This window comes from Candidatus Babeliales bacterium, assembly GCA_036260945.1.
GTDB lineage: Bacteria > Babelota > Babeliae > Babelales > JACPOV01 > JACPOV01.
Map to the genome: position 1 here is coordinate 1 of DATALT010000001.1, position 22,601 is coordinate 22,601.

Consider the following 22,601-nt stretch of genomic DNA (forward strand, 5'->3'; position numbering starts at 1 on the left):
TGTAACGGCACCTTTAGTACACTTGCAAATTTACGGGTTACCGCCTCGGTCGATTTGAGTGGTGTATTTACTGCGCTCGCTGCGTGCTGCAACGGTACCTTTAGTTCGCTTGCGAATTTACGAGTGACCGCCTCGGTCGATTTAAGTGGCATCTTTACTACGCTTGCTGATATTGAAACCACCTTGACTGCGTGCGGCGCTATACCCATCTTCACTGCTACTCAAATCACTGCGACTGGCAATTACTGCTTGGCAAAAGATATAGTTGGAACAATTACTATTTTATCTAATGAAGTTTCTCTTGATCTGAACAATAGAAAAATAACGTCAAGTCCTCTTTCATCAGCAATTCTAATTGATAATGTAAAGGATGTGATTGTCAAAAATGGTGTAGTAACGTTAGGGGGAGTGTTTGTTCAATCAAGTAGTGTTGTAACGATTGATAATATTTTTTCGCTAAATTCTGTGGTCGCATCATTTAGTGTTGTCAACAGTAACACTGTAGAAATAATCAATTGCCAATCTAGTTTGAATTCTGCGGGTAACGTTTGTTTTGCAAGGACTGTCTCGGGGTTAACCATAAATAATCTTAATGTAGATAATGGCACAGTTGCAAACGGATTATTTTTGACAGATATAAATAATTTGTTTGTTGATAAGATTGCCATAACGGCTTTCTCCTTTAATAATGATTGTATAAATTTAGCTTCATGTTGTTGTGTATCTATAAGCAATATTTCAGCAACGAAATCTAATTTCCAAGGATCGGGTACTGCAATTCGAGGAACTTCTTGCTCAATTGTAAAGATCGATGGAGGGGAATTTGCTGGTAACACTTTAGTGAGCACAAGTTCTAGATTGATAACTTTTTCTTCATGCAAAGATGTAAATCTTAATGGAATAGATATCTCGTCAAACAATTTTTCAAATGGATTTTTCAGCCTCATAGAACACAACGACGGCATTGGTGACTCTTCTATAACCAATTGCAATATTAACGCGAACAGCTTAAATGGAATTAATAGGGTGGCTAGTAATTTTATTTTTGTGGGTAATACCCCCTGCTTAATTGACGGAAATAATATTTCTTCGAACACCACATCAAATACAAATCGCGTTAATAATTTTATTAGAGCTTCGGGACCAGAGCTGTGTATAATTGATAATATAATTGATGCGAATTCATTAAATTTTAGTTGTACCTTTATTAATATCACTGGGACGGGAGCGGCGCTAGTGGAAGATAGTGTGATTAGCAACAACCTTATTAGTGCTAGCCTGGCAGGTAATTCATTTACAGGAATAGTTTCCACTGCATCAGCAATAATACGCAATACTACTATTGAAGGTAATGTGCTTGTGAGTGGCGTTGCTCAGGATATTTCATCCTGCATTTCTATCCTTGGTAATTATGGGATTATAGAAGGAGCTACGATACTTAGCAATCAGTTTGGGTCGAATAGTATCAGCCTTGGTGTTAGCGTAACTGGTAGCAATTCTATTGTGAGGGGGTGTTCTTTAATCGGTAATACATTTAATGGTTTTATAGCTAAATGTATATCCTCAACCAGTACATTTGGACTTATCGAAAATAATATATTGGTTGGAAATACTTCAGACGTCGCATCTTCCATGGATGTTATAAGTAATACAGGATCATTAAGTACCATACGTAACTGCCTTGTGAGTGGAAATAGTGTAACTACATTTGGCGGTATAATTACTGGAATCAGAGATACGGGCAGCATGAATGTTATTGATAGCAATAAGATAGTAAACAATTCAGGAACAGTGAGTTCGACAGGTTTGAATTCTAATGCCGGTGCGTTTGGCAATATGATTATTTCGAATGAATCAAAAAGCCATACTAATAATTATGTAATTGGTACCGGCGCGATTCCACTTGTAACTATTTCATTGAGCACTGCGTTAACAACTGCGATCACAGCGGGTACCGTTACATGTTTCCACAATGTTTCAACGGTTGCTTAAATTAAGAGCTCAAATAAAAAGGCTCCTTCTATGTGAGGGAGCCTTTTGTTATTTCTAGAAGATAGAGAATGTGAAAAATTATTTCTTTATAAACTCAACTACGAATTGCGACCAGCTTTCCATATTTGGAAAATAAGTCCCGAGCTCTTCAAGCGAAAGAAGCTCTCCACTTTTGAGTTCAGATTTTACTGAAATGTTTGGCGTTTTGCCTTGAAGCAAAAATACAAATCCAATATGCACTTGCCCGACAGCGTTTGAATCATCATTTAAAATACCGAGCGGCTTTATGGAGAATTCACCTAAATAGTTCACTTCTTCGTGAAACTCTCGGCGCGCCCAATCAAAAAGTGAATCGGTCTCCATATCTTCTTGGCGAATATGCCCGCCAATACCCAGAGAATATTTATTTTGAAGACGTTTTTCGGTCGCTTGCGCTGTTCGCTGCATTAAAAAATAGCGCCCTTCGTGCTCAAAAACCAGATAGGGAATGATTTGTTTGTAGGTAGGATCCTGCTCCATTAAAGAGCGCGGCAAAAATTCTCTGTGTTGTTTTATGATCGCTAAATAATCATCAAAATTAACCGCCTTTAATCCATTCCACGCCGGTTGATGCTTAAAAATTTGATCGCGGCGGACGACAAGAATGAGTTCATCTTGTTTTTGGGATAATGGAGCAGGGGTAATTTGCGTTTGATTTACCATGAGTAATCCTTATTAGTAACGCTCATGCATGGCGAACTGGAGGAAAGATTTATTTTTTTTACTATAGCACGATCTGAGTAATTTGCACCTGACTTTATGATCCTGGAAAATCTGCTATAGTAACTACATAATAAGTACTTAAAAGCGCATTCAAAAAGGTCCGGCATGAGTTACGATTTTAAAGCAATTGAAGAAAAATGGCAGCAGCGGTGGGCTGAAAATAATCCGGCAAAAACCAAGCCAACCGGCAGTGGTAAAAAATTTTATTGCCTGGATATGTTCCCCTATCCTTCAGGCTCAGGACTTCATGTTGGCCACTGGCGCGGTTATGTACTTTCCGATATTTATGCGCGCATTAAATGGCTTGAAGGGTTTAACGTTCTTCATCCGATGGGTTGGGATGCATTCGGGCTTCCTGCTGAAAACGACGCAATAAAAAAAGGAATCCAGCCGGAAGTTGGAACGGCAAAAAACATTGCAGTTTTTAAGGAACAACTCAATAAAATCGGCGCTATTTATGATTGGTCCAAAGAAATAAATACTACTGATCCCGATTATTATAAGTGGACGCAATGGATTTTTCTGAAAATGTACGATGCTGGCCTTGCGTACCAAGCAGAATTGCCAATTAATTGGTGCCCATCATGCTTAACCGGCCTTGCAAATGAAGAGGTGGTTAACGGAAAATGCGAGCGATGCGGCACGATTGTTACTGAAAAGAAAATCAGGCAATGGGTACTTAAAATAACCGAATACGCCGAAAAATTACTTGAAGGCTTAGATCGTCTTGATTGGCCCGAAAAAGTAAAATTGATGCAGCGAAACTGGATAGGAAAATCGCACGGAGCAGAAATTCAATTTACCGTTGCTACGCCCACCGGCAAAAAATTACCAATGCCGATTTTTACCACGAGCCCTGAAACGCTTTTTGGTGTTACGTTCATTGCGATCGCTCATGATTACAAAGATATTAAAGAGATTCTAGCTTCAGGAAAAGAGAAAGAACTAACAAATTTCATGAATGAATTGCATGAGCAATCTGAGCATGATACGAATAAATTCGGCTTTTTTACGGGAAGCTATGCAATTAACCCGATAAATAATCAAGAGATTCCTATTTGGGTTACTAATTACGTTCTGAGTGGTTATGGAACCGGCGCCGTTATGGGTGTGCCGGGGCATGACGAGCGAGATAACGAATTTGCAAATAGTTACGACCTTCCAATAATTTATGTGGTCGATAATGATCAAGTGCGTGAGCAGAAAAACGGCCCGCGCGGTTGTTATTCTTATGAAGGAACGCTTATCAACAGTGAAGCGTTTAGCGGCTCTGATGCAAAAGCTGGCGCTCGCAAAATGATAGAAACGCTTGCGAAAGAAAGCAAAGCGCAAAAAAAAGTCACCTATAAATTGCGCGATTGGATTTTCTCTCGTCAGCGTTATTGGGGTGAACCAATTCCTATAATTCATTGCCCAAAAGATGGCGTGGTGCCCGTTCCTGAAGATCAGTTGCCGGTGGTATTGCCACGTGTAAAAGAATATCAGCCGACCGGCACTGGAGAATCGCCACTTGCAGCTATTGAATCTTTTGTAAATACCACGTGCCCAAAATGTGGTGGCCAGGCAAAGCGCGAAACAAATACGATGCCGCAATGGGCAGGATCAAGCTGGTATTTCTTGCGTTATCCAAATCCACATCTTAAAGATAAGCCTTTTGATAAAAAAGACATGGAATATTGGCTCCCAGTAGATCAATACGTGGGCGGTATTGAGCATGCAATATTGCATTTGCTTTATGCGCGATTTTATACAAAAGTGCTTTACGATTTGGGCTATCTATCTTTTGATGAGCCGTTTGCGCATTTATTTAATCAAGGAATGGTCTGCAAATATTCGGAACTATCGGGCCATGTGGAGAAGATGTCTAAATCAAAAGGAAACGTAGTTAATCCTGATGAAATTGTAGGAGAATATGGCTCCGATGCATTGCGCATGTACATTTTATTTATGGGCCCGCCCGAACTAGATTGCGAATGGCAAGATTTGGGGCTTGAGGGCGTTAAGCGTTTCCTCAATCGCCTCTGGATTTTCTTGACCGATAAAGAGCGTATGCTGCTTGCTGGCGAGCGTGAGGAAAAGGAAGTGACTAAGCGCTTCAATCGCTTTTTGAAAGATTATCAAGAGCGCATTGCTCATTTTAAACCTAATACCGCGGTTTCCGCCTGCATGGAATGGTTTAATGATGCCTCTGCGCAGAAAATGAGATTAAGCAGAGAAACGATGGAAAAATTATTGGTCGCATTGTCGGTTCTTATTCCTCATTTTTCTTCAGAATTGTTGGAGCAATTGCTTGGCAAAGAATTGCAAAGCTGCCCATGGCCGCATTTTGATCCTGCGCTTGCAATGCGTGATGAGATTTCATTTATGATTCAAGTAAACGGAAAATTACGGGGTGAGTTAATGATTGCGCCGGGCTCGGATCGTGCGATTATTGAACCGCAAGCATACGCGTTTGTTCAAAAATATGTTGAAGGAAAACAACTCGTGAATGTTGTTTTTGTTCCTGATCGATTAATAAATTTTGTCGTAAAGTGAGGCATGCAAATGGAACTGCTCAATCAAGAAATTATCGAACAGTTAAAATCGGAAAGCGTGCGATTTCAAGCACTGCAGCAAGAGGTGCAGAAAGTAATCGTTGGTAACGAGCAAACGATTACATTTATCATGATTGCCCTTCTTTCAAATGGGCACATTTTGCTTGAAGGCGTTCCTGGTGTTGCTAAAACAACAATGATAAAAACAATCACGCAGGCACTCGGGCTTCATTTTAAACGTATTCAATTTACTCCCGATTTATTGCCCGCAGATTTAATCGGTACCTTAATTTATAATCCAAAGACTCAAGAATTTGAAACTAAAAAAGGCCCCATTTTTGCTAATCTCATTCTCGCTGATGAAATTAACCGAACTCCTGCAAAAGTACAGGCGGCACTTCTGGAGGCGATGCAAGAGCAACAGGTGACCATTGGTTCAAATACGTTTCCGCTTGATAAGCCGTTCTTAGTTTTTGCTACGCAAAATCCTTTAGAGCAAGAGGGCACTTATCGTTTACCGGAAGCGCAAATCGATCGCTTCATGTTTAAGTTGCTTATTGATTATCTAACGCCATCACAAGAAAAGCAGCTTTTGCAACGAACTTCAGTAACCGCGCCTGTGCATCAAGTATTAACGCACGAAGATATTTTTGCAGCGCAAGAATTTGTGAAAAAAATATATGTCGACGAAAAAGTAATCGATTATATCATTTCTATTGTTTTTGCGACGCGTAATCCAAGCGCATATAAAATGCCTCAGTTGAAATCGCTCATTGAATATGGTGTTTCGCCTCGGGCGACACTTGGTCTGTTTCAAGCTGCGCAAGCACACGCTTTTTTAAGAAAACGTCATTTTGTGACGCCTGATGATGTTAAAGCGGTTGTTCATCCACTCTTGCGTCATCGCATTACACTAACGTATGATGCGCAAGCGGATGGTATAAAACCGGATGATGTTATTACCACAATTATCCAAACGGTTCCAACGCCGTAAAAATTAATTTTGCGTAGATATTTTCAGGAGTTATAAAAACAATGACGTTTGAGCTCTCTATTGGCTTAACTAACTTGTATCGCCTCAGATGAGGAATAAATGCGGCATTCATCGTTATATTCCGCTTGACAACCTCAGACCTAGAGGGTTATTGTTTGAAGGTAGTTCTCACGAAGGGACGCGATGAAACAGCCATGGTGGTTAATAAATAGTATTCTTGTTTTAGTGGCAGCGCTAGCGATTGCATTTATGTTTTTTGCCAGACCAAAGCTACCGGCGCGAGTTTCTTTTCAGCCGAAGAATGAAGTTCGCGCACACAAGCAAGAAATAACAAAAATCGATTTGGCAAAAATTTATGCCAATGATTTATTTGACACCTACAAAGCGCCGGCAGTAATGCAGCCAGAAGTGCCAGATTCTTTAGGCACACCATTGCCTCCACCACCAACTCCAAAAATGAGCACTGTTCCGCAAGCGCCTCCTCCTCGGTTCCTTGAGCCATTAGCAATTAATCTAAAAGGTATAGTAGTTGGCTCTGATGAGCGCCTCGATATTGCGATTATTGAAAGCACTAAAGAGGGAAGATCGAAAAACTATCGCCTTGGTGAAAAAATTGAAGATGCTCAACTGATAAAGATTTATAAAAATAAAATTATTTTGATTCGTGCAAATGGCCAGCAGGAAACTCTCTATGTGAATCAATTTGATGCAGAGCTTGAGCAGCTGTTATCGCCAAAAACAAATTGGGATTCTGTCATTAACAAAGTGAGTGAAACAGAATATTTAGTTGATCCCGATCTCTTTGTAGAACGTGTTGAAAATCTTGCCCAGTTTATTGATATGTTCAACATTACGACGGTGTTCCAACAAGGCGTGAGCATCGGATGCCGCATTGGCAAAATGCAGGCTACATCACCAGGATTTGCGCTCGGCATTCTGCCCGGCGATATTATCCAAGAAATAAATGGCATTTCTTGTGCAACGGTAAATGGCCGCGTACAGGCGTACGAAAAAATCTCTTCATTGCCTATTGGTGGTACCATAGCAGTGAAATTATTGCGCAAAAATATACCAATTAGTTTATTCTATAAGCTACAAAAGTTGGATCAAGTTATTCAACCGGCGCTTGCTGATGTACAAGGGTCGGATGCAACAGTAACGGCGCAACGAGCAGTAAAAGAACCTGATCGTATAACGGTAGCTCGAGATCTGGGCACATTTGAACTTGAAGAGCAACGCGTAGCGCTGCGCCATAAGCAGGAAAAATATAGATCAGTGGTTAATGAAAATAATAAACATGAAAAAAGAATTATGGTCTCCCAAAAACCGCAGCGAACATTGCGTGGCAAATTGCAGGATAGCTTTGAGCGCAACATATAACCGCGTGGATACATTATGAATAAGTATATTGTTTTTTTAGCGTTATCTAGTTCTGTGCTCACGAGTACGATTTTTTCTGATGAGCCAACAGCTTCTGTAGCGGGAAGTAGTAGAAAAGCCACAAAAAAATCTGTTAATGCTGTTTCTTTGCCGGAATCTGCAAACACACCAATAGAAAATAGTGATAATCACAATACGCCAGTATTTGATCAAGATCCTCGCTTTGAGCAAGTTTGTCTCATAAATGAAGGCGATCAAAGTGAACGTCTTGTCATCGATAAAGATGAAGCGAAAGAAACAAGTATTATTGGTGCGTTAGCGCGCCCAATAACTGCAACCGATGACCCTAAAGAAGCAATCGAGATCAATTTTGATAATACCGATCTTCAGAATGTTTTATCGTGGGTTTCTGATGTATTTCAAGTTAATTTCTTAGCTGACGATGCAATTAATCCGCAACCTGCAAGCGCAAGAATAGTGAGCGGTAATAAAATTACGTTCAAAACTCAAAAGCCGCTTACTAAACGGCAAGTATGGGATCTTTTCATTACGTTCCTTGATCTTTTTGGATTGAGTATTGTCAAAGGCACATCACCGAATCTTTATAAGGTTGTCTCAACAGATCCTAAGGCGGTTCGTTCTGCTGCTCGTTCAACACTAACTTCTTTTTTGAATGTTCATTGGTCTTGTTTGCCAAATAGTGATGAACGAATTCGTTACATTTATTTTATCCGCAATAGTACTCTTGCAACTCTTCAGGGGATCGTAGATGCGTTCAGAAGCAACACGGGAACGGTAAATCCATTGCCCGACCTTAATGCATTTGTTTTAACCGATAAAGGAACGAACGTTCGTTCGGTGATGCAAATTGTTGAAGAACTTGATAGCACTAGTTCGCCTGAAGCGCTTTCTGTTCTTAAATTAGAGCATGCGGATGCTGAAGAGGTAAAAGCTTTTTATGATAAATTAACCCAAGCTGAAGATCCACGAGGGCTTGCTGCGCGTATTTTGGGGGCAAAAAAAGCACCGTCATCTATTTACTTTCCAGATAACACGCGTGTATTTGCAGAGCGCCGAACCAATACATTGATTATTTTAGGTACTCAGGAAGGTATTCGAAAAGTTGAAGATTTTATTATTAATTACGTTGATACCGAAATAAAAGTTCCTTATTCGCCATTGTATGTTTATGAATTGCAATATACAAAAGCGGAAGACGTGGCCGCTATTTTAACTGCGGTGACTAAGTTTGCGCCAGATTCTGCAGCTTCGCAAAGTGGTGGTGTACGAGATGGTGATAAATATTTACGACCGATGACGTTCCAAGCTGAACCATCTGGCAATAGATTATTGATAAGTGCAGAAAAAGAAGATTATTTAAAAGTCCTCGATATTATAAAAAAACTAGATGTTAAGCAACCACAAATTGCGTTAGAAGTTCTTGTGGTTAACGTTGTTGCAAACGATGATCGTGCAATCGGTGTTCAAATTCGCAATAAAGGTCAGGATGTTTTTGGGCATGGCATTAATGCTCAAACCTCTGGCATGCCTTTGGGCGGCGGAACATTTTCTTCGCCGGTGGTTGATCCAAATAGCGGAAGTTTGCTTGCCAATCTTATTTCGCTCGCACAAGGTCAAACCGTAGGCGCGACATTAATATCGATCTCCAATAAATTTAATAGTGTTTGGGCGCTCTTTAAATTGCTTGAAACGCAAGTGCATTTGAATGTTATCTCCAATCCATTCTTGGTAACGGTGAATAACTACGCTGCCCAGGTTTCGCTTGGTGAAACACGCCGTGTAATAACGGGCCAGGTTCAGTCGCAGGTGAATACTGAAACGCAGGGAGACGTAACTGCAAATTTAACCGTAAATATTACGCCGCTTATTAATAGCACCGGAAATATTAACTTGCAAATTAATATCAGTGTTGATTCTTTTACCGACACGAACAATCCTTCAAGCGCAACGCGTGATACCAAAACAATAAAAACTAATGCAAACGTCGGTAATGGAGAAGTTCTTGCGATCGGTGGATTACTCAGGTCAACCGAGGCTGATGTTACCTATAAAGTACCGATTTTGGGGGACATTCCACTACTTGGATGGCTCTTTAAAAATAAAGAAAAAACCAAGAATAAAGATAATTTATTGGTATTTATTTCGCCACGCATTATTGAACCAAAATTAGAAGGCGGCATTGGTTCTTATTCGCAAGATAAAGCTGATCACAGCAAAGTGATTATGACCGAAATGCGCCATCCTGCAGAGCGTCGCGATATTATTCATCGCTGGTTCTTTAATGATCGACCAGATGAAAACACAGAAGTGGTCGATAATTATATTGCCGGCAAAAATCAAGAACAATGGTGCAATCCAGACTGCATGAATCCTTATTATGACCGCGTGCGTGTCGTTGGTGTAGGTGATTTACCGCCTGACGTACGTGCAAGGCTTGCCCCTGGAATTAGCAGGGAAGATGTTACTTTGGAGCAAGAGCGCACCGATTTTGCTGCAGCTGATCCTAAAAATGGAACTCCCGAAAAGCCGGTAAACGTGCAATTGAAAACGGTTAACGCTAAAGAAATTATAACTTCAGAAAAAAAATCAATTGTTGCTCAAGCACTACAGACAAAAAAATCACCTCCTGGCCCAGAGACTAAAGGTGCTTCTGCAAAAAAATCTGTCAAACGGCGAGGATCGATTATGAGCTCGTTACCTGAAGGTAAGGAGGCAGTAGCATGATCGATATTTTTATTCCAAGAAAAATTGGATCTTATTTTGTTCTCCCTCAGCGTATTCTTGGCATTGATATTAATAAGCGATTTGTACATGCAGCTCAATTATCGTGCGCTGGAAATCGGATAGTTATTGAAAAGTTAATGCAGGAGCCGATAGAAACTGATCAAAGCGTAGAATATCCACAACGTGTTGCATCTGCCATTAAAAGAATTATAAAACGAGCCGATCGTTACGATGCTATCAGGACGCCGCTCAGCAGTACCGGTATTGTTTTCAAGCAATTAACGTTACCGTTCACAGATTATGAAAAAATTAAAATGGTTGTGCCGTATGAAATCGAATCATCGCTCCCATTTTCCCTTGCGGATGCAATAGTTGATGTTATTGTTATCGCGACTGATGAAGAAAAAAAGAGCTCTACAGTGCTCGTTGCCGCGACGCAAAAATCGCTCGTGCAAGAAACGCTGTCCTATTTTCAGTTGGCAGGCGTTGAGCCTCAAGCTGTTACGGTCGACGTTTTTGATATTTACGGGTTGTACATGATGATGCCATCACTTTCCAATCTTTCAGGAAGTGTTGTACTGATCGATGTTGGCCATTATATGACGCGTATCATGCTTATAATTGATCGCCAACTAAAACTTATTCGCACGGTGCCTAAAGGTGTTGTCACGATTGCGCGTTCAATGGCAAATTTACTCAATATTTCGCCAACGCAGGCTTTAGAAGAGCTTTTGCGATTTGGTTTTGAAAAACATGATGGCGCGGAATATTATCAATCGGTTACTTCTGGTTCTGCAGATTTTTGGCAAACGGTTCAGTTTACGCTTCAATCGTTTAGCTCTCAAATTCCTTCTGGCCAAATTGATCATATTATTTTAATGGGATCCGGATGCGAAATTGCAGGTATGCGGCAATATGCAGTAAATTTCCTCAAGCATGATGTAACTATTTTTGATCCACATGCATTATTAAATAATAAAGCAATCACAATTAAACAGGGGCAGCGAATTGAGCAAGACGCGGTGCACAGTTTAGCAGCAGCGTTGCCTAGCCCTATCACGAGCGATATTAATTTGCGACAAGCTGAACTTGCGCCTTCGACTGCAAATTTATTTGTTCAACAATTTCTCACCGCTGCGATCTTGGCATTTTCAATTCTTGCTGGATTGATTGGCTATTCGTGGTGGCAAACTTCATCCGCTGCAAAAAAAGTAAAAAGTAGCGAGCGGGAAGTTGTTCGAGCACTTCAGGATCTACAACTTACCGATGCGTTCGATTTGCAGCGTGCTGAAACTGAAGCTGCTGAAAAAGTGCAGCGTGAAGAGGAATTATGGTTTGCATTCTCGCGACAAACGCGATTCTCATTCCTGAAAGCATTGCAGGAAATGAGCAGTGCAATTGATCGTGATGCAATCGGATTGAAATTGCGCAAATTAGTGATTACCCCAAACGCTTTGCTTTTTGAGGGTGAGGTAAAAGATTTTAACGCACTTAAAGTACTTGAGCGCGAATTGCGCGAATCAAATCTCTTCATTATTGTTCCGACGATGCAAGAGTTAAAAATTAATGAAAAGTTCTTCTTCAAAAAGAATGGGACTGAACAATGATGGAATTTTTTAAACGTTTACAAATTACCATCGATTCAATAGATGAGAAGCAGTTTCGTTATTATCTTTTTGCTGCATTCGGCGTTATTTTTTTAATAGCAGGAATCATTGTTTATCGCTATTATTCAACGCTTAGTACGTTACGAAAGAAGACGATCGAAATTAACCGTAAACGTGAGCAAGTAAGTGAGTTGCTTGGGCGTTACGAAATGGTAAAAAAGCAGCAAGCAGAGGTTGATGCGATTTTGGCGAAAGATAAAGATTTTAAAATTGGTGGTTATTTTAATGATCTTGTTTTGAAATTTGGACTCGCTTCAAATAAAACGCGGGAACCGGAAACATCGCGCGAAACGCTTGATAATGGCTACACTGAAGTGAAACTGTATGCAAGTTTTACTAATATGACGACAAAGCAAGTAGCGGAACTTCTTGATGCAATTGAGCAAACTGATCGCGTGTACACCAAAGAAGTCGAGATGTATAAGCAGACTGGTAATGGTAATGGACAAACAATTAACGTTAATTTACTAATCGCAACTATCGAACCGAAAGCGGAAGAAATTTCTGCTGTAGCGGAGTAAAAAAGCAATGTCACAATTAAAATACGATAGATTACGCACACTCGTTATTGGTGTCTGTTTACTTGCAACGCCAACATATTCATTATTGATTGGTGATGAACCACCAGCGCAAGAGAGCCGATCAAAGCGTTCTCATAAAGCTAAGAAAAAAATTGTATTCGATTATAATGGAAAACCGCTTGTTGATATTATAAATGAGCTTGCTGCGCTTAAAGAATTAAATATTATTTTTCCACAGGGCGCGCTTGCAATAACAACAAAAGTAACCTATCGTCTGCCGGATAAAATAACGGTTGATCAAGCATGGCAGCAAGTTATCACTCTACTTGATCTTGCAGGATATACGATTCATCCTGACGGTGATTTTTTAGAAATCGTTCGCGTGACAGACAACGCAAATATTATTCGCGAACCATTTACTCTCTATGTGGATCGGCCGCTGGACGAGCTTCCCAATTCTGAAGAAATAATTCGCGCTCTTTTTTACTTAAGTAATTTAAGCGTAAAAGTGACCGGTGCAGATATGACGAAAGTATTGCAAGATATGCTTTCGCTCAATGCAGATATTCGTCTTGATGCAAAAACGAACTCAATTTTGCTTACCGATAAATCGGTGAACATAAAAGGGGTAATGAAAATTATTCAAGAATTGGATCAGGGTGGATTGCGCGATACGATAGAAATTTTGCCTCTGTATTATGTGAGCGCACAGGTGCTCGACGATTTATTTAACAAACAATTATTTGTACCTCAACAGCAAAATGGGCAACAGCAGGCTCCGCAGGCTTCCTATTTTCCAAGAAATACCAAAGTATTGGCACTTGAGCGTACTAATTCGCTCGTTATGATGGGCACTCCTGCTGCGATCGGCCTCGTAAAAGATTTTATTATTAAATATATCGACCGTCCGCTTGAATCTGGTGAATCGATCTTGCATCTTTATGATTTGCAATATCTGAACGCAACAAACTTCGCGCCAGTTCTGCAACAATTAGTTACTCCTTCCCAATCGGGCGGATCGCAAACAACTGGGAAAGTAACTGGGCCACGCCAATACTTTAAAGATGTTATCATCCAAGCAGAAATTACACGTAAAACTGAACAGGTGCAGCCAACTCAGCCTGGCGGAACTCCTGCAGGTGCATCGTCACCAACAACTGAAGGTACGCAATTGGGCGGGAATCGCTTGATTATTGCAGCGCGAAAAAAAGATTGGGTGCGTATTAAAAAGCTTATAGAAGATTTAGATAAGCCGCAGCCGCAAGTTGCCCTAGAAGTTCTTTTGGTTGATTTAACGCTTTTGAACGACAAAATTTTAGGGGCACAGATTCGCGATAAGGCCGGCTTTCAAAATAGCACCTCGCGCAAACTAAATTTCCAAAGTGCCCAGCTAGCATCGCCCGTTTTATTGCCGACAGTGCAAGATCCGGTTAGTGGATTGCAGGTGCTTCCTGGAAATGCACTCATGGCCAATTTGTTGCAACTCATAACCGATCCGACAACCGGTGTAAATGGCAACATAGCGTCGAATGCATCGCCCGGCTCATTTATAATATCGTTAAATGATAAAAAATCTGGCGGCGTTTGGGCTGTTTTCCAGCTTCTTAATCAATATGCAAATACCACTATTCTTGCACAGCCTTTCTTGGTGACCATGAATCACCAGCAAGCGACCGTGACGATTCAACAAGAACGACTTTTGGTTGGTGACGCGGACACTGCAAATACTGCCGTTGCGCTTCGCTTTGAGACCGTAACAGCGGGTTTAACGGTCGATATTTTGCCGCACATTAGCTTGACCGGAAACGTTAACTTGCAAATTACAGTGAACTTGAACGAGTTCGTCTCAAATTCCAGCAATAATCGTATTACGCGCGTTGTTCAATCATGTGCAAACGTTGGAAGCGGCGAAGTTTTAGCAATTGGTGGGCTCATAAAGAATCAAACCAATATTTCTACGAATCAAGTTCCCCTCCTTGGCAGTATTCCTGTAGTTGGTTGGTTTTTCAAAAATGAAGAAAAAACGACGCAGCGAAACAATCTTGTCATTTTTATTTCTCCCGTCATCATTGAGCCGCGCTTGAAGGGTGGGATTAACGAATTTACCACGCAGAAATTGGAATTCACAAAAAATGAGATCAATGAAGGTTTGTGTTTTGAAAATCTACGCGATCCAATAACACGCTGGTTCTTCCAGCCAGACCGTGGACTTGGTGGGCGCACGATTGAAGGTTACAAATACCATTCATTGCGTAAACTTGATGGCCTCAATCCATTAGCACCAACTCAAGAACCGATCTTTACAGAGGCAACCGGAACTGCGGGAGGCGATGAAGATGACGTTGCTTTTGAGCAAGAAAGTAGCAAGCTTAAAAAATTAGTAAGCAATGAAAAAAATCCACTTTCTCATTCAAGCATGGAAAGAGCAAGTTGATCTTCAATGCTTAACAAGCGATTGTATTTTGCTAAACGCTCACCGCGTACGCATCCACCAGCTTTAATTTGGCCTGCGCTTGTGCCAACGGCTAAATCTGCAATGAAGGTATCGTTGGTTTCTCCGGAGCGATGCGAAACAATTACATTGAATCCATATTCTTGGCAGAGCTGAATCGCTTGAAGCGTTTCGGTCACTGTTCCAATTTGATTTGGTTTAATAATTGCCGCGGTTGCTGCATGATTTTCAATACCATGCCAAATGCGCGCCGGGTCGGTCGCAAACAGATCATCGCCAGCGATTTGTGTTTGTTCACCAAGCACTTCCACGAGCGTTGCCCAGCCAGACCAATCGTCTTGATCAAGAGGATCTTCAAGAGAATAAATCGGATATTCTTCAACCATACCCGCATACCATTCAATTAAATCATTGCTTGTATATTTCTTTCTACCAATCGTATACGTATGATTTTTTGGATTGAAAAATTGTGATGCGGCGCAATCAAGAGCAATTTTGAAAAGATGTTCCCCCTCAAATTCTTCTATTGCTTGCACAATTAAATCGAGCGCTTCATAATCGTTTGCAACGAGCGGCGTGAATGCGCCTTCATCACTTGTTGATGGCACTTCGCCTTCGGCAATAATAATCTCTTTAAGTACATTATGAAACGAGATTGCATGTTCGATCGCTTCACGAAACGATTGTGTTCCAACAGGTAAAATTAAAAATTCTTGAATGCGTAATTTATTATCTGCGTGTGCGCCGCCGCTGATCATATTAAATAAAGGAAAGGGGAGCGTTACTGTTTCTGCGCCACAAAGATTTGCAATAAGTTCGTACGGTTCTTGTTGGCATAAAAATGCTTGCGCACGCAGTATAGAAATACTTGCTGCAAGCATCGCATTTGCGCCGAGTTTACTTTTGTTTTCTGTGCCATCAAGGCCTATCATTAATTGATCAAGTTCAATTACATTCGGCTCGAGCCCAATAACGGCATCAGATATTTTATTTTCTAAAATTTCGATCGCTTTTCGAACGCCATTTCCATCGAGGCGTTCGCCGCCATCGCGCATTTCAAACGCTTCGTACCTGCTCCGGGAGAGGCCCTCAGGTACTGAAGAATAAAATGAAGAGCCGTCCTCTAAAAAAAGTTGGCATTCGATTGTGGGAACGCCGCGAGAATCGAAAATTTCTCGCCCTTTTAATTTAATGATTTTCATGTTTCACCATCCTTTTTTGATCTTGAGCATACCGCATTGGCAACTATTGCTGCTAGTGAATGCGCTTCAAAAGAAAAAAAGGTACTAATTTCAGGCATATTATCAAGAAAATAGATAACTTGATCGGCTAAATCTAGTTTGCTATCCTTATACTTAAAAAAGAGAAGGACTTTTTCTATGACAATTCACGTCAATATCGGAATTCCAGAAAAAAATCGTGCTGCAATATGTAAGTTCCTGCAAGTACTGTTATCTAACGAATTTTTACTTTATACCAAAACGCTCAATTATCACTGGAATGTCGATGGGCGCCAATTTCACGATTTTCACGAATTTTTCAAAGAACAATATGAGCAAATGTTTGATATTGTTGACGAAGTAGCTGAACGCATCAGAAAATTGGGCCATAAATCGTACGGCACCATGGGCCAGTTCTTAAAAGCAACAACGCTCGAAGAACATCACGCTGATAAGATGAGCGATCTTGAAATGATTAAAGATTTATTGCACACACACGAAGCAATCATTCAGCAATTGCGAAAAGATCAAGATAAGGCGATGGAGCTTGGCGATCAGGGCACCAATAACTTTTTAATTAGCTTAATCGAATCGCATGAAAAAATGGCATGGATGCTTCGTGCACATTTGGTCAAATAATTTTTCTAGCATGCATAAAATGTGAAAAAGCGCGCCTTCTAGCGCGCTTTTTTCTTTTGTGGTAAACTTACTTTCGTTCTGTGCATTATTTTTGAAAGGGACATTATGAAATATGCCGGAGTGAGAACTTCTCTTTTATTTTTATCTATCTTATCTTCTGGTCATTATGCGAACGCAATGACCAAACAAATGTCAAAATATACAAATACTTTCTATAAAGGGATTAAGGGCGATCATATTCGTGCGCTCGTTACCACTAACGTGGGACACAGTGTTCGTATAGGTAAGAAACGGTTTTTCAAAAAACGAGGTTTTGGTCCCAAAGGTCAAGCAGTTTTATTTGATCCAGAATTATCAAGATTATCTCGCGCAGTTTATTTGTGTATTAATCACAAAAAGACTAAATCTGGAAATTGGGACATTGGCGCAAAGGAACAGATTTTTGAACTTCCACGTAATGTTCACGTTCCCACGGTTATTAGAAACGAAAATCCTTTTGGGATTATAAAGGCAACAACACAGGCCGAAACAAGTTTAGATTAATCATTCCAATATTTACTAACTTTCTTATTTTATTAATTTTCTCCAAATTCCTTCCCCGAATTACTTATTCTTAGTGGTAAGTTCAAAACGGGGAAGGTTATTATGAAGTTGCGGATCACTTTTTTGATTCTTATTTCTTTTTCACAACTTCAATCTAATGATGTATTGGGCAATTCTGAGCTTAATGATTCGGCAATCAAAAAAATGATGCTTACTAATAAAGGCAGAACTATTGAGATTGATGGGAAATTATTCACAAAAGTTGCAGGATTTGGGCCCACGCACTCCATATTACAGTTAAATAAAAAAAATGATCTAAGGGAGAAACGTTCTCAAACAATCTGGTTCTGGGTTTGCCAATTTGTTCAAACATTGTTATCAAAATTGCATTTGTATAAAAAAGATGATCTAAATCATAATGTTCAATATCTCTCGTTTATGATTTATCAAATTAAATTTTCACATCATAGAAACGATAATTCATGGTTGCAAAAAATTGGCGACAAAAAAGCGTTACTTCCATTAACCAAAAGGGAAATAAATTATAGTATATCGAGTTGGCTCGATTATGCAGGTAGCGGGTTGATGGCTGAAACATTAAAGATTTACGAAAAAAATACCTATGATAATGCGATTTATAAACAAAATGCTAAAATAAAAATGTGTCGGTATATTCAATCTATAACTATGGCCGCGCAAAAATATTTTCGAGTAAGAGAAAAGCAGTATTTACGTGCACAAAACTGGCTCAATACAGAAAACGTTAAAATGTTAAAACCGCGTGCAGAATTAATTAAAGAAAAAGCACCATGCATGCATCCTCTGCTTCAAGCTGCTGAAAATGCTAAACGAAAAAAGACCGTTTCTCACAAAAGTAATAAATGGGGCGGTACGTTACGAAAAAATGATACTAATTTATTGGCAGCAATAAAAAAACAAGAAAAATCAGACTAAGATTGGGATTGCTTCATCCGCAAACCGTATTCACGCAATCTTTTTTCATCAACTGGCGTTGGCGCATCCATTAATGGATCGTGGCCACGGGCAGTTTTTGGAAACGCGATTACTTCTCTGATTGAGTGAGTATTGGTTAAAAGCATGATGAAGCGATCGATACCTATTGCCAATCCGCCATGCGGAGGAAAGCCGAGCTCTTGGGCTTCCAATAGAAAGCCAAATTTGTTTTCTGCTTGTTCTTTGGTCATACCAAGCATTTCAAAAACGGCCGATTGGCGTTCCGGATCATGGATACGAATTGAGCCGCCGCCAAGTTCTACGCCATTAAGCACAATGTCGTACGCGCGTGCTTTGATTTCGCCCGGAGTTTTTCCTTGCCATCCTGCTTGCGGTGCAGTAAATGGATGATGTTTTGCAACCCATTGATTTGCTTCTTTATTGAATTCAAACATAGGAAAATTGGTGATCCAAAGGAAGTTAAGTTCGCCTTCTGGGATCATGCCCAATTCTTTTGCCACTTGGCAGCGAAGACGACCGAGTGTTTCCCAACTTTCATCGTACGGGCCGGCGATAACAAAAAGAACATCGCCTTTTTCTAAAAGAGGAAATTGTTTTTTGAGGCGCTCAAAAAAATCAGCTGGTAAAAATTTTGAAACCGGCGATTCAAGCGCGTTCTGCTCGCCAACCTTAATCCAGAGCATTCCTTTAGCGCCCACTTGTTGCGCTTTTGCTACCCAGCCATCGAGCTCTGATCGCGAAAACTGTGCATTTTTAAGGTGCAAACAACCTACTTTTCCGTTTGCTTCAAGAACTGATTGCAAAAAGCTGAGTTGAGTATCGGCAAAAAGATTGGTGATATCATTAATTTTCAGCTCATAACGCACATCAGGTTTATCAGACCCGTAGATGGAAAAAGCTTCGTCATATCCCATTCTTTTTAATGGAAGATTGAGTTCAATTTTGAAGACTTTCTTCATTACAAATTGAAGCATTCTTTCAATAACGGATTGGACATTTTGCTCATCGATGAACGACATTTCCAAGTCTAGCTGCGTAAATTCGGGTTGGCGATCGGCGCGCAAATCTTCATCGCGAAAACAGCGAGCAATTTGATAATAGCGTTCAAAACCAGCTGCCATGAGCAATTGCTTATAAAGTTGCGGCGATTGAGCAAGAGCGTAAAAAGATCCCGTTTTAATACGTGAAGGAACGAGAAATCCGCGTGCCCCTTCAGGCGTATCTTTAGTTAAAATGGGGGTTTCCATATCGTAGAAACCTTCTTGATGCAAAAAATCACGCATTGCAAAAAGAACATCGTTGCGCACCGCGAGATTTCGCTGCATTGAAGCGCGTCGTAAATCTAGATAGCGGTATTTCAAGCGCAATTCTTCATCAAGATCGTTTTCATCCAGATTAAAGGGAAGTGCTTTTGCTTTATTGAGAATTTCCAGCTTGTTAACTTGAATTTCCCACTTTCCTGTCGGCAAATCTTTATTTGCTGTTTCTCCGGAACGTTCGACGACTTTACCGGTAATAGAAATAACAAACTCAGAGCGCAATGCATGCGCTTCTTTATGTGCTTGTTCAGAAAATGCTGGATTGAAAACAAGCTGAACTATGCCGCTGCGATCTCGCAAATCAATAAAAATGAGGCCACCATGATCTCGGCGACGAGAAACCCACCCAGAAAGGGTAACGTTTTTATTCAGATGCGATTCGTTTATTAATCCACAACCTGTGGTGCGGCTATAGTATTGCATGAAATTCATTCCTTACTAAAATTTCGAGCTCTGGCAGCTAGCTTATCAGAAAGAGGACTTCCTGATAAGCCGCACCCTTAATTAGTATCTGTATTCAAGACCAACGTTGAGCGTGAACGCTGTATCAACGCCGAGTAATGGCAATTTATCGTCGGTAATACCAGTAACATCGACGTTATCAAGAATTTTCAACTGATCTTTGCTCAGCGGTGTACCTTTAATATCTTTGTAATGCGCTCCTGGGAAGAACACTGAACCAACCAAGAAACCTTTAAGATCTTTGATCAATTCAACATCTATAAATGTATTGATTTCAGTTCCAAGGAAGTTTCTTGCAAAATCTGTCGGAGAGCTTTGGCCAGTAGCTACGTCGAATTTCTTCGTGTGGAATGTTTGCCAATAGGTCAAAATATTTGGGCGCACGCCAACGGTACGTTTTGTTTTAGGGAACCAGTTCACGCTGGCGCCCAAGAACATTAAGTTGGTAAATCCGCTTACGAGCGAAGGCAATTCAGCCAATCCTTCTTCAGGATTTGGTACGGTTAATGGTCGAGGGATTCGGCCAGCGCCGCCTAAGAAGAACGCACTTTGTACGCGATTACCAGAATACAATTCCTGTAAACCAATAAATCCTTTGAAGTTTCCATCGATAAGTGAAGCATTTGGATTATCCAAATTTTGATTTGGATCTTCGTCACCTGTAGCATAGCCAAATGTTCCGGCGACACGCACGGTGCGATTTTTCATCCAGTAAGCAAGATCGGCAACGAACATCCATCCTTCAAAAATATTGCGATGCGGATTTCTAAAACGATTAAGATCGTTAAAGAGCTGAACTCCGCTTGGCAACGTTCCAATGAGCTGGCCGTTTTGCGAAGCATCTTCAGCGCTTGTATTAATAATTTGTTGCGCTTGTTTACCCTCAACGCTTGAAGTATCGTAGAACGCTTTAGCCGGTTTTGCGACCACGTTTGGATCTTGCGTAACGACGCGTGAGTTTACTACAACCACGGTTGCATTTGGAGCGGTTGGCAGTGCAGGATTTGGAATAAATCTATTTTCGAAATCGATGCGATTGCGATCTATGCCAAATACATCTTGCACGCCAAAGTTTTTTGCAAAATCAAATCCGCCTTCCCAATTACCGTTCGTAAATTCTGATGCAAGGCCGATCGTGCCAAGTTGTCCGCGTGAATCTGCAGGAATTTCTACCAATTGTTCAGGCGCACGATTGTACATTATATACGGTTCGAATTGTAGGAATCCGCATGGTTGGCGAACTGGCGTCCAGCGCAAGCGGCCGGCTACAACGAAGTTAATTTTTCCTGGTCCGCGTTCTTGATCAAGGCGATGGCCAAATTGTTGCCCACGGTTTTTAAGTGATGTATTTGAAAAACTTCCACTCTTATTTTCAAGGATTGCGCCGTAAACATCGTACGTCAATTTTGATGGGAAAAAATCACCAGAAAGTTTAAATCCGTATGCGTATTGATCGATTGTTGTATCGGAAAAGAAACCAAGGAAACGTTGGCTTACCGCAAATGCAGCACCAAGCGCAATACCGCGGCCTAATTCAAACGGGAATGAGCCAAGCGTAAAGTAATGATTATGATTAAATCCAAAAGCAAGTGCATCGTTTATGCAGAACTTAAGCCAAATTTCACGAATCCAAACCATGTTACGACTGATAAAGTGGCGGTGTGGGCCGAAAACAACTTCAAGGAGTTTGATATCAGCATCGGTGGTAGAAGCAATACTTTCTGCATCTCCCCAAAGATTTTTATTTCGCAACGTGACAAAAAATTCGGTTGAATCATAACCAAGAACTTTTCTGCCGTAGAGAAAATCGAAGTTAATATCGATCGTTGAACGATTGAGGAACAACCAGTCGCTCGTGTTGTTATCGTTTAAAAGGTTACTATTTTTTGCAAAAAACGTTTCTGGCTTCCATTTGATTTGTATCTTGCCGGTTAGATTGCCAAGATCAAAAGCCAGGGGTGCTTTTGGCGGTAAAACGCGTTGATAGCGCTGTCTACCTACTGGTTTTTCTTTTTCAAGCGCGCTTGCTTCATATGATTCTTGTGGAGCACCTGCCGCATCAGATTCATCTGGCAAATTTTCTTCTTTGCCATTTTCTGCTTCCGGTGTAGCAATCTTTTCATAATAAATTTTTGTATCACCTGGTTTGCCAGCGATAACTGGCGCAGTATTATCTGCCTGAGCAGAATAAAAAAAGAGTGCGGGTGCGAAAATGAAAAATGCAAAAAGCGGGGCGCGGATGATGAACTTCATACAATGCAAACCTTCGTGCAAATGCTCAAAAATGGGTTTATAAACAACCCCAACTATCCTGCCAACGTGCAAGCAATGTGCGACAAGCATTTTACTCGTGCATTCAAGCTTTTTTGCCGGTACAATGATATGCAGCGGCCCGC

The 22,601-nt window shown here is 40.7% G+C and carries 15 protein-coding genes; 11 read left to right on the top strand and 4 right to left on the bottom strand.

Going from position 1 to position 22,601, the window contains the following annotated elements:
* On the top strand, positions 1-1,992 hold a 1,992-nt coding region (locus tag VHO47_00005), incomplete at its 5' end, for a hypothetical protein (GenBank protein ID HEX2977496.1).
* A 78-nt stretch (positions 1,993-2,070) separates the two neighbouring features.
* On the opposite strand, the gene VHO47_00010 is transcribed toward VHO47_00005, so the two are convergent.
* Positions 2,071-2,694, bottom strand: coding sequence for a hypothetical protein (locus VHO47_00010; protein ID HEX2977497.1), 624 nt, complete (start codon positions 2,692-2,694; stop codon positions 2,071-2,073).
* A 165-nt stretch (positions 2,695-2,859) separates the two neighbouring features.
* Here VHO47_00010 and leuS point away from each other — a divergent pair, with 165 nt between their 5' ends.
* From leuS to VHO47_00045, 7 genes are all read left to right on the top strand, one after another.
* Entirely contained in the window at positions 2,860-5,289 is a 2,430-nt protein-coding gene (leuS, locus tag VHO47_00015) for a leucine--tRNA ligase (protein ID HEX2977498.1), read from the top strand.
* 9 nt (positions 5,290-5,298) lie between these two features.
* Positions 5,299-6,282: a MoxR family ATPase gene (locus VHO47_00020; GenBank protein ID HEX2977499.1), complete on the top strand. Its 984-nt coding sequence runs from the start codon at positions 5,299-5,301 to the stop codon at positions 6,280-6,282.
* A gap of 183 nt (positions 6,283-6,465) precedes the next feature.
* On the top strand, positions 6,466-7,662 hold the full coding sequence (locus VHO47_00025) for a type II secretion system protein N (GenBank protein ID HEX2977500.1): 1,197 nt from the start codon (positions 6,466-6,468) through the stop codon (positions 7,660-7,662).
* 15 nt (positions 7,663-7,677) lie between these two features.
* Positions 7,678-10,407 (top strand): secretin N-terminal domain-containing protein, encoded by a 2,730-nt coding sequence (locus VHO47_00030; protein HEX2977501.1) that lies wholly within the window; start codon positions 7,678-7,680, stop codon positions 10,405-10,407.
* Positions 10,404-12,014, top strand: coding sequence for a pilus assembly protein PilM (pilM, locus tag VHO47_00035; protein HEX2977502.1), 1,611 nt, complete (start codon positions 10,404-10,406; stop codon positions 12,012-12,014). Before VHO47_00030 ends, pilM begins: the two co-directional genes overlap by 4 nt.
* Positions 12,011-12,595, top strand: coding sequence for a hypothetical protein (locus tag VHO47_00040; GenBank protein ID HEX2977503.1), 585 nt, complete (start codon positions 12,011-12,013; stop codon positions 12,593-12,595). The genes pilM and VHO47_00040 overlap by 4 nt, the downstream gene beginning before the upstream one ends.
* A 7-nt stretch (positions 12,596-12,602) precedes the next feature.
* The gene (locus VHO47_00045) at positions 12,603-15,029 is read left to right on the top strand and encodes a hypothetical protein (protein HEX2977504.1); all 2,427 of its coding nucleotides are present in this window, start codon (positions 12,603-12,605) and stop codon (positions 15,027-15,029) included.
* Here VHO47_00045 and eno read toward each other — a convergent pair.
* The gene (gene eno / locus VHO47_00050) at positions 15,002-16,249 is read right to left on the bottom strand and encodes a phosphopyruvate hydratase (GenBank protein HEX2977505.1); all 1,248 of its coding nucleotides are present in this window, start codon (positions 16,247-16,249) and stop codon (positions 15,002-15,004) included. The two genes, VHO47_00045 and eno, sit on opposite strands and share 28 nt — an antisense overlap.
* Positions 16,250-16,426: 177 nt before the next feature.
* Here eno and VHO47_00055 point away from each other — a divergent pair, with 177 nt between their 5' ends.
* The 3 genes from VHO47_00055 to VHO47_00065 all read left to right on the top strand — a co-directional run bounded on the left by VHO47_00055 (position 16,427) and on the right by VHO47_00065 (position 18,403).
* Positions 16,427-16,906: a DNA starvation/stationary phase protection protein gene (locus tag VHO47_00055; GenBank protein ID HEX2977506.1), complete on the top strand. Its 480-nt coding sequence runs from the start codon at positions 16,427-16,429 to the stop codon at positions 16,904-16,906.
* Between the two features lie 105 nt (positions 16,907-17,011).
* Entirely contained in the window at positions 17,012-17,449 is a 438-nt protein-coding gene (locus VHO47_00060) for a hypothetical protein (protein ID HEX2977507.1), read from the top strand.
* Positions 17,450-17,551: 102 nt separating this feature from the next.
* Positions 17,552-18,403 (top strand): hypothetical protein, encoded by an 852-nt coding sequence (locus VHO47_00065; GenBank protein HEX2977508.1) that lies wholly within the window; start codon positions 17,552-17,554, stop codon positions 18,401-18,403.
* Here the strand turns inward: VHO47_00065 and aspS are convergent.
* Positions 18,400-20,175 (bottom strand): aspartate--tRNA ligase, encoded by a 1,776-nt coding sequence (aspS, locus tag VHO47_00070; GenBank protein ID HEX2977509.1) that lies wholly within the window; start codon positions 20,173-20,175, stop codon positions 18,400-18,402. The two genes, VHO47_00065 and aspS, sit on opposite strands and share 4 nt — an antisense overlap.
* 72 nt (positions 20,176-20,247) lie before the next feature.
* Positions 20,248-22,458 carry a hypothetical protein gene (locus VHO47_00075; protein HEX2977510.1) on the bottom strand — a complete coding sequence of 737 codons (2,211 nt, stop codon included), beginning with the start codon at positions 22,456-22,458 and terminating at the stop codon, positions 20,248-20,250.
* Between the last annotated feature and the right edge of the window lie 143 nt (positions 22,459-22,601).

Bases quoted from the DNA above. Each gene is read 5' to 3' on its own strand.
- VHO47_00030 (HEX2977501.1), top strand. From the start codon at position 7,678: ATGAATAAGTATATTGTTTTTTTAGCGTTATCTAGTTCTGTGCTCACG.
- VHO47_00025 (HEX2977500.1), top strand. From the start codon at position 6,466: ATGAAACAGCCATGGTGGTTAATAAATAGTATTCTTGTTTTAGTGGCA.
- aspS (HEX2977509.1), bottom strand. From the start codon at position 20,175: ATGAATTTCATGCAATACTATAGCCGCACCACAGGTTGTGGATTAATA.
- leuS (HEX2977498.1), top strand. From the start codon at position 2,860: ATGAGTTACGATTTTAAAGCAATTGAAGAAAAATGGCAGCAGCGGTGG.
- eno (HEX2977505.1), bottom strand. From the start codon at position 16,249: ATGAAAATCATTAAATTAAAAGGGCGAGAAATTTTCGATTCTCGCGGC.
- pilM (HEX2977502.1), top strand. From the start codon at position 10,404: ATGATCGATATTTTTATTCCAAGAAAAATTGGATCTTATTTTGTTCTC.
- VHO47_00045 (HEX2977504.1), top strand. From the start codon at position 12,603: ATGTCACAATTAAAATACGATAGATTACGCACACTCGTTATTGGTGTC.
- VHO47_00060 (HEX2977507.1), top strand. From the start codon at position 17,012: ATGAAATATGCCGGAGTGAGAACTTCTCTTTTATTTTTATCTATCTTA.
- VHO47_00055 (HEX2977506.1), top strand. From the start codon at position 16,427: ATGACAATTCACGTCAATATCGGAATTCCAGAAAAAAATCGTGCTGCA.
- VHO47_00040 (HEX2977503.1), top strand. From the start codon at position 12,011: ATGATGGAATTTTTTAAACGTTTACAAATTACCATCGATTCAATAGAT.
- VHO47_00075 (HEX2977510.1), bottom strand. From the start codon at position 22,458: ATGAAGTTCATCATCCGCGCCCCGCTTTTTGCATTTTTCATTTTCGCA.
- VHO47_00065 (HEX2977508.1), top strand. From the start codon at position 17,552: ATGAAGTTGCGGATCACTTTTTTGATTCTTATTTCTTTTTCACAACTT.
- VHO47_00010 (HEX2977497.1), bottom strand. From the start codon at position 2,694: ATGGTAAATCAAACGCAAATTACCCCTGCTCCATTATCCCAAAAACAA.
- VHO47_00020 (HEX2977499.1), top strand. From the start codon at position 5,299: ATGGAACTGCTCAATCAAGAAATTATCGAACAGTTAAAATCGGAAAGC.